Raw genomic sequence first — 7,762 nt, 5'->3', positions numbered from 1 at the left:
ACGCGCCATGCCCGAATGCCTCGTCTTTCGCGTGCCGACCCGTCACCCCGCCGATGTCTCGGGGGTGATGGACCTCATCGCCTCCGGTGCCGTGGCGGCCGGTGAGATCGTGGCGATCCTCGGCAAGACCGAGGGCAATGGCTGCGTCAACGATTTCACCCGGCAACTCGCCGTGATGGCCCTCGAATCCGCGCTCGGTCCCGCGCTTGGCTGCCCGCCCGAGGCGGTCGGCGCGCGGGTCGCCCTGGTGATGTCGGGCGGGACCGAGGGCGGCCTCTCGCCCCACCTCCTCGTGCTCGCCCGTCGCGACGGACCCGCAACGTCCGGCGCGACGGCGCTCGCCATCGGCACCGCGTTCACCACGGATTTTCGCCCGGAACAGGTCGGTCGGATGGAACAGGTGGAGGCCACCGCCGAGGCGGTCGCCCAGGCGATGGCGCAGGCGGGCCTCGCTGATCCGGAGGACGTGCATTTCGTCCAGGTGAAGTGCCCGCTTCTCACCAGCGCCCGCATCGTCGAGGCGGCGGCGCGCGGACACACCGTATCGACCCACGACACCTACGCCTCGATGGGGCTGTCGCGCGGAGCCTCGGCACTCGGCATCGCCCTGGCGCTCGGCGAGGTGGCGCGCGAGGACCTGTCCGATGCCGCCATCGGCGCGCGGCGAGAGCTCTATTCCGGCCGCGCCAGCGCCTCGGCGGGCATCGAACTGATGCGCAACGAGGTCATCGTGCTCGGCAACGGGTCCGGCTGGTCGGGGCCGCACGCCATCGCCCACCGGGTCATGCACGACGGCATCGATTTCTCCGCGATCCGGGGCGTCCTGTCCGACCTCGGCTTTGCCGGGGCGGGACCGGTGAGCTCCGAGGATGCGGAACGCGTCGTCGCCCTCCTCGCCAAGGCCGAGCCCTCCCATGACGGCCTGATCCGGGGGCGGCGCTACATCATGAACGACGACAGCGACATCAACGCCACCCGGCACGCCCGCGCCCTGGTGGGCGGGGTGGCCGCCGCCGCCATCGGGCGCACCGACCTGTTCGTGTCGGGCGGCGCCGAGCACCAGGGGCCGGATGGCGGCGGACCCGTGGCGATCATCGCCCGCGTGAGGGACTGAGCCGATGCCCGAATTCGACCTCGCCATCCGGGGCGGCACCCTGGTGACCGCCGCCGATACGATCCGCGCCGACCTCGGCATCCGGAACGGGCGCATCGCGGCGGTGGCCGAGCGGATCACGGATGCGGCCCGCACCATCGATGCGTCCGGCCTCCTCGTCCTGCCCGGCGGCATCGACAGCCACGTCCACATCGCGCAGGCCTCCGGCCCCGGCATCGTCATGGCCGACGATTTCGCCTCTGCCACCCGGGCGGCGGCGGCCGGTGGCAACACCTGTGTGATGCCCTTCGCGCTCCAGCCGCGTGGTGCCTCGCTGCGGGAGGCGACGCACGCCTACCGGGCGCTGGCGGAAGGGCAGTGCCACATCGATGTGGCCATCCATCTCATCGTCTCGGACCCGACGCCCGCCGTGCTCGGCCAGGAACTGCCGGCGCTGATCGCCGAGGGCTACACCTCGTTCAAGGTCTTCATGACCTACGACGACCTCGTCCTGAACGACCGCCAGATCCTCGACGTGTTCGACGTGGCCCGCCGCGAGGGCGCCCGGGTGATGGTCCATGCCGAGGGCTACGACACCATCCGGTACATGACCGAGAAGCTGGAGCGCGCCGGGCAGACGACGCCCTACGGCCACGCCCTGTCGCGGCCCGAACTCGTGGAGCGCGAGGCGGCGCACCGGGCGATCGCCCACGCCGAACTCGTGGATCTGCCCATCGTCATCGTGCACGTCTCGGGCGAGCAGGCCATGGAGCAGATCGCCTGGGCCCGCGCCCGCGGCCTGAAGATCCATGCCGAGACCTGCCCGCAATACCTGACGCTGACGGCCGAGGACCTGAAGGGGCGCGGTTCATCCGATCCGATGGCGGGCGCCAGATACGTCTGCTCGCCCCCGCCTCGCGACACGGCGAGCCAGGCCGCGATCTGGCGCGGGATCCAGACGGGCCTGTTCGAGGTCGTCTCCTCGGACCATTGCCCGTTTCGTTACGACGACCCCCGGGGCAAATTGAACCCGCGGGCCAAGGACTCTTTCCGCTACGTGCCCAACGGGCTCCCGGGCATCGAGACGCGCTTGGCCGTCCTGTTCTCCGAAGGGGTCTCGACCGGGCGGATCTCGCTAAACCGCTTCGTGGAACTCACCGCCACCAACCACGCCAAGCTCTACGGCCTCTACCCGCGCAAAGGCTCGATTGGGGTCGGGTTCGACGCCGACCTGACCCTCTGGGACCCGAACCGCCGCGAGACGATCCGACAGGCGAACCTCCATCACGGCGCCGACTACACGCCCTGGGAAGGATTTTCGGTGACGGGCTGGCCCGTGATGACCCTCGCGCGGGGCGAAGTCGTCGCCGAGGACGGTCGGGTCGTCGGTGCCCTCGGGTGGGGACAGGTGATCGACCGGACCGTGAAGGCAGGCGGGACGGCCTGACCGGACGAACCGTCGAAGCGCATCTCGGCCGTCGTCTGGCCCGCCCCTTGCTGGGCTGCGTGAAGGAGAGACACGCATGGACGTCGAGCTGATCCGCCTGACCAAGCGCTACGGCCATACGGTCGCCGTGGACGGCATCGACCTGAAGGTGCGCTCGGGCGCTTATTGCTGCCTGCTCGGCCCCTCGGGCTGCGGCAAGACCACGACTCTGCGGATGATCGGCGGACACGAGACGGTATCGAGCGGCGATGTCGTCATCGGGCCGCGCGCCGTGGGCGACGCGACGCCGGCCGAGCGTGGCACCGCGATGATGTTCCAGAGCTACGCCCTGTTCCCCCACCTGAATTGCCGCGACAACGTGGCTTTCAGCCTGAAGATGCGCGGCGTGGGCAAGGCCGAGCGCCGGGCCAAGGCGCTCGCCATGCTCGACCTCGTGCAGATGGCGCATCTGGCCGAGCGCCTGCCGGCGCAACTCTCCGGTGGCCAGCAGCAGCGCGTGGCCCTCGCCCGCGCGTTGGTCACCGGACCCAAGGTCCTGCTCCTCGACGAGCCGCTCTCGGCCCTGGACCCCTTCCTGCGGGTGCGGATGCGGACCGAGCTGAAGCGGCTCCAGGCCGAACTCGGCCTCACCTTCATCCACGTCACCCACAGCCAGGAGGAGGCGATGGCGCTCTCCGACCTCGTGGTGGTGATGAACGGCGGCCGCATCGAGCAGGCGGCCGCCCCCCGCGACGTCTTCGAGCGCCCGGCCACCGCCTTCGTCGCGCGCTTCATCGGCGGTCACAACATCATCCGCCTGCCTGATTCCAGCGAGGTCGCGGTGCGCGCCGACCGGATGCGTCTAGGCCCCGAGGCCGGGCCCGCATCGATCCCGGCCCGCGTCGTCTCGGTCGAGTACCAGGGCACCAGCGTGCATGTGGGCTTCGAAACCGAGGCGCTCGGCGGCCCCGGTGCCACGGCGCTGACGGCGGTGATCGATGACGGTGCCTATGCGGGCTCGCCCCTCGCCCTCGGCCAGACGGTGCCGCTGGGCTGGGACGAGGCCGCCGCACACCGCCTGAGCGCCTGACCTGATTTGACCTGCGTAGAGGACCCCGCATGACGACCACGATCAAGCTGAGCCGCCGGACCCTGCTCCGGGGCGCGGGTGCCACCGGACTGGCGCTCGGCGCCGGCCCGATCACCGGCTTTCCCAACGTGATCGCCGCCGAGCCCGTGACCCTGCGCTACCTCGGCACCGCCGTGAACCAGTCCGGCGATATCGCCCGCAAGGTGAAGGAAGACCTCGGGATCACCATCGAATATATCCCCGTCGTCACCGACGAGGTGACGAAGCGGGTGGTGACCCAGCCGAACTCGTTCGACCTCCTCGACACCGAGTTCTTCAGCCTCAGGAAGCTCATTCCCTCGGGCAATATCCAGGGCATGGATGCCCGCCGGATCAAGCAGGCCGACAACATCACGCCTGTTTTCACCAAGGGCGAGGTCGGGGGCAGGAAGATCGGCGACCAGGGCACCGCCCCGAAGAAGGTGTTCTACCTGGAAGGCCAGAACTCGAAGAACTTCGCGACCTCGGCCACCGAGTGGATCACCCTGATCCCCACCACCTACAACGCCGACACCCTGGGCATCCGCCCCGACCTGATCAAGCGCCCGATCACGAGCTGGAAGGAACTTCTGAACCCGGAGTTCAAGGGCAAAGCCTCGATCCTCAACATTCCCTCCATCGGCATCATGGATGCCGCCATGGTGATCGAGGCCACCGGTGACTACACCTACCCCGACAAGGGCAACATGACGAAGGCGGAGATCGACCGCACCATCAAGCTGCTGATCGAGGCCAAACGCGCCGGCCAGTTCCGCGCCTTCTGGCAGGACTTCAACGAATCCGTGAACCTGATGGCCTCGGGCGAGACCGTGATCCAGTCCATGTGGTCGCCCGCCGTCACCAAGGTGCGCTCTCAGGGCGTGGCCTGCACCTACCAGCCCCTCAAGGAGGGCTACCGCGCCTGGGCGACGGGCTTCGGGCTGCCCAAGACCCTGACGGGCCGGAAGCTCGACGCGGCCTACGACTTCATCAACTGGTTCCTCTCCGGCTGGGCGGGCGCCTACCTCAACCGCCAGGGCTACTATTCGGCGGTGCTAGAGACCGCCAAGACCCACATGGAGCCCTACGAGTGGGCCTACTGGATGGAGGGCAAACCCGCCGAGAAGGACATCAAGGGGCCGGATGGCAGCGTGCTGGAGAAGGCCGGCGCAAGCCGCGACGGCGGCTCCTTCGAGACCCGCATGGGCGGCGTAGCCTGCTGGAACGCGGTGATGGACGAGAACACCTACATGGTCCGCAAATGGAACGAGTTCATCGCCGCGTGAGCGGGGTGGGCGCGTCGGAACCCTTCCTCCCCCCGAGAAGGGGGAAGGATCGGCGTCTCACGAGGGTACAGCCATGACGGATACCGCCCTCGCCGCAATGCCCGCTCTCGCGGAGTCCCCGCCCGCATTGACGACCACCGCCAGCCTGACCCAGAAGACCCGCCGGCGACGCGCCCTCGCCTACATTCAAGCCGCGCCCATGGCACTGGTGTTCCTGTTGTTCTTCGTGGTGCCCTTAGGCCTGACCGTCATCGTCAGCTTCTGGGCCTACAACGAGTACGAGATCATCCCGGCCTTCACGGTGCAGAACTACGTCGACGTATTCGAGGGCTGCCTCAATACGACGGATGCCTGCACGACCGTGCGGACCTACCTGTCGACCCTGAAGTTTTGCGTCCTCACCTGGGTGTTCACCCTGCTGATCGGCTTCACGGTGGCGTATTTCGTCGCCTTCCACGTCCGCTCGCGCACGATGCAGATGGCCCTGTTCCTCGTCTGCACCATCCCGTTCTGGACCTCGAACGTGATCCGCATGATCTCCTGGATCCCGCTGCTCGGCCGCAACGGCCTCGTCAACGATACGCTGATGGGGATGGGGCTCATCAAGTCGCCCATCGAGGGGCTGCTCTATTCCGATTTCTCGGTGGTGCTGGCGTTCGTCCACCTCAACACGGTCTTCATGATCGTGCCGATCTTCAACAGCATGGCCCGCATCGACCGCGCGCTGATCGAAGCGGCCTACGATGCCGGCGCCAGCGGCTGGCAAACCCTGTGGAACGTGGTGGTGCCGCTGGCCAAGCCCGGCATCGCCATCGGGTCGATCTTCGTGGTGACGCTCGTCATGGGCGATTTCGTCACCGTCGGGGTCATGGGCGGCCAGCAGATCGCGTCGGTGGGCAAGGTCATCCAGGTCCAGATGTCGGCCCTGCAGTTGCCGGCTGCGGCGGCCAACGCCGTGGTGCTGCTCGGCGCCGTGATGCTGATGATCGTCGCCATGACGCGGCTGATCGACCTGCGCAAGGAACTCTGATCCGTGAGCGACCGGCCCCGTTCCCTCGCCTTCTACGCGCTCGCGGCGTTCTTCGCCCTCTTCGTCGCCTTTCTGTACGGACCGACGCTGACCATCCTGGTACTGAGCTTCCAGGGGCCGCAGGGCGGCCTGACCTTCCCGATGAACGGGGTCTCGACGCACTGGTTCGGCAAGCTCTGGGCGGGCCTGGGCATCGTCGACATCTGGGGCGCGCTCTGGCGCTCGCTGCGCCTCGGTCTCGTGGTGATGGGGCTCACCGTCGGCATCGCGTTCTTCGCGGGCCTTGCCTTCCGCAAGCGTTTTCGCGGTGAGGGCGCACTGTTCACGGTGGCCGTCGCGAGCCTGATCGTTCCCTCCATCGTGGTCTCGCTCGGCATCGGTCTCGAATTCCGCCTGCTCGACGAGGCGGTGAAATGGGCCGCCACCGAGACTGGCTGGGGCTGGCTGCAGGAGCACGGCACCCTGATGGGGCTCTACACCTCGGCGCTCGGGGCCCACTTGACCTGGACGCTGCCCTTCGGCCTCCTCATCATGTTCGCGGTCTTCAACCGGTTCGATCCGGCCTACGAGGAGGCCGCGCGCGATCTCGGCGCCACCGGCCCCCAGACCCTGCGCCACGTCGTGATCCCGATCCTGGGACCCTCCCTCGTCGGCGTCGCCCTCTTCGGCTTCACGCTCTCGTTCGACGAACTCGCCCGCACCAGCCAGGCCATCGGCGGTCGCAACACCCTGCCGCTGGAACTGCAGGGCCTGACCACCACCGTGACCACGCCGGAGATCTACGCGCTGGGCACCCTCACCACGGGGATGTCACTGGCCGTGATCGGCCTTGCCCTCGGCACGAGCCTGTACCTGCAGCGGCGCAAAGCGCGGGCCGGCTTGCGGCTGGGATGAGACTTTGTGACCTGCTTTCCCCTCTCCCGAGCGGGGAAAGATCGGATCCTCTACGCGGCCGGCAGACGTCATACTGCCGCTTCCAGCAGCGGTGCCTTGTCACCCTGGAACGCCGCATGCGCCGCGTCGGTATGCCAGCAGGCGGCCCGGTGGCCAGCCTCCACGTTGACGTAAGGCGGCGCATCGACCCCGCAGCGCTCCTCGGCCAGGAAGCAACGCGGCGCGAACGGGCAACCCGGCGGGCGGTTGGTGAGGTCGGGCGGGCTGCCGGGAATCGTCTTCAGCCGCGTGCCCTTGGCGAGCGCCCCGTCGGCGCGGCTGCGCAGCAAGCCGATCGTGTAGGGGTGGTGCGGGTTCAGCACCACGTCCCGGGCGGAGCCCTCCTCGACGATGCGGCCGGCATACATCACCGCGATCCGGTCGGCGACCTCCACGGCAGCACCCAGATCGTGCGTCACGAAGATCGTCGAGAGACCGAGTTCGGCCTGCAATTCACGCAGGAGCAGCAGGATCTGGATCTGCACCGTGGCATCGAGCGCCGTGGTCGGTTCGTCGGCGAGCAGCACCTGCGGCCGGCAGGCGAGCGCCAGAGCGATCATCGCGCGCTGACGCATCCCCCCGGACATCTCGTGCGGATAGGCGTCGAGGCGCCGCTCCGGGCTCGGAATGCGGACGCGCTCGAAGAGTTGCAGCGCCCGCTGGCGCGCCGCCTCGGCGCCGATCCGCTCGTGCTGGCGGATCGCCTCGGTGATCTGTCGGCCCACCGTATAGACGGGGTCCAGCGCCAGCAGCGGCTCCTGGAAGATCATCGCCACGGCCCGGCCGCGCATCGCCCGCAGGGCCTTGCCCGATAGCGCCATGACGTCCTGGCCCGCCACCCGGATCTCACCGCCGATCGTCGTCTTGCGCTCCGGGTTGAGGCGCA

At 68.6% G+C, this 7,762-nt stretch carries 7 protein-coding genes; 6 read left to right on the top strand and 1 reads right to left on the bottom strand.

The window, feature by feature from the left end; genetic code table 11:
* Positions 1–7: 7 nt before the first annotated feature.
* The 6 genes from JWQ05_RS14930 (at position 8) to JWQ05_RS14905 (ending at position 6,837) form a co-directional block, all read left to right on the top strand.
* Positions 8–1,114, top strand: coding sequence for a ring-opening amidohydrolase (locus JWQ05_RS14930; RefSeq protein WP_299659776.1), 1,107 nt, complete (start codon positions 8–10; stop codon positions 1,112–1,114).
* A 4-nt stretch (positions 1,115–1,118) separates the two neighbouring features.
* Positions 1,119–2,540 carry a dihydropyrimidinase gene (gene hydA / locus JWQ05_RS14925; RefSeq protein WP_299659774.1) on the top strand — a complete coding sequence of 474 codons (1,422 nt, stop codon included), beginning with the start codon at positions 1,119–1,121 and terminating at the stop codon, positions 2,538–2,540.
* Positions 2,541–2,616: 76 nt separating this feature from the next.
* A complete protein-coding gene (locus tag JWQ05_RS14920; protein ID WP_299659771.1) occupies positions 2,617–3,609 on the top strand; it encodes an ABC transporter ATP-binding protein in 993 nt (330 codons plus the stop codon).
* Positions 3,610–3,638: 29 nt separating this feature from the next.
* Complete coding sequence (locus JWQ05_RS14915) at positions 3,639–4,913, top strand: extracellular solute-binding protein (protein WP_299659768.1); 1,275 nt, start codon at positions 3,639–3,641, stop codon at positions 4,911–4,913.
* 73 nt (positions 4,914–4,986) lie between these two features.
* Positions 4,987–5,943 carry an ABC transporter permease gene (locus JWQ05_RS14910; protein WP_299659766.1) on the top strand — a complete coding sequence of 319 codons (957 nt, stop codon included), beginning with the start codon at positions 4,987–4,989 and terminating at the stop codon, positions 5,941–5,943.
* A gap of 3 nt (positions 5,944–5,946) precedes the next feature.
* Complete coding sequence (locus tag JWQ05_RS14905) at positions 5,947–6,837, top strand: ABC transporter permease (RefSeq protein WP_299659763.1); 891 nt, start codon at positions 5,947–5,949, stop codon at positions 6,835–6,837.
* Between the two features lie 68 nt (positions 6,838–6,905).
* On the opposite strand, the gene JWQ05_RS14900 is transcribed toward JWQ05_RS14905, so the two are convergent.
* Positions 6,906–7,762, bottom strand: an 857-nt coding sequence (locus JWQ05_RS14900; protein WP_299659760.1) for an ABC transporter ATP-binding protein, incomplete at its 5' end; no start/stop codon positions are given.

It is taken from the genome of Methylobacterium sp. (genome assembly GCF_028290105.1).
Taxonomy (GTDB): domain Bacteria; phylum Pseudomonadota; class Alphaproteobacteria; order Rhizobiales; family Beijerinckiaceae; genus Methylobacterium.
Note: the sequence above shows the minus strand (reverse complement) of the source record. Positions and strands in the feature narration are given on the sequence as shown.

Bases quoted from the DNA above. Each gene is read 5' to 3' on its own strand.
- JWQ05_RS14930 (WP_299659776.1), top strand. From the start codon at position 8: ATGCCCGAATGCCTCGTCTTTCGCGTGCCGACCCGTCACCCCGCCGAT.
- JWQ05_RS14910 (WP_299659766.1), top strand. From the start codon at position 4,987: ATGACGGATACCGCCCTCGCCGCAATGCCCGCTCTCGCGGAGTCCCCG.
- JWQ05_RS14915 (WP_299659768.1), top strand. From the start codon at position 3,639: ATGACGACCACGATCAAGCTGAGCCGCCGGACCCTGCTCCGGGGCGCG.
- hydA (WP_299659774.1), top strand. From the start codon at position 1,119: ATGCCCGAATTCGACCTCGCCATCCGGGGCGGCACCCTGGTGACCGCC.
- JWQ05_RS14920 (WP_299659771.1), top strand. From the start codon at position 2,617: ATGGACGTCGAGCTGATCCGCCTGACCAAGCGCTACGGCCATACGGTC.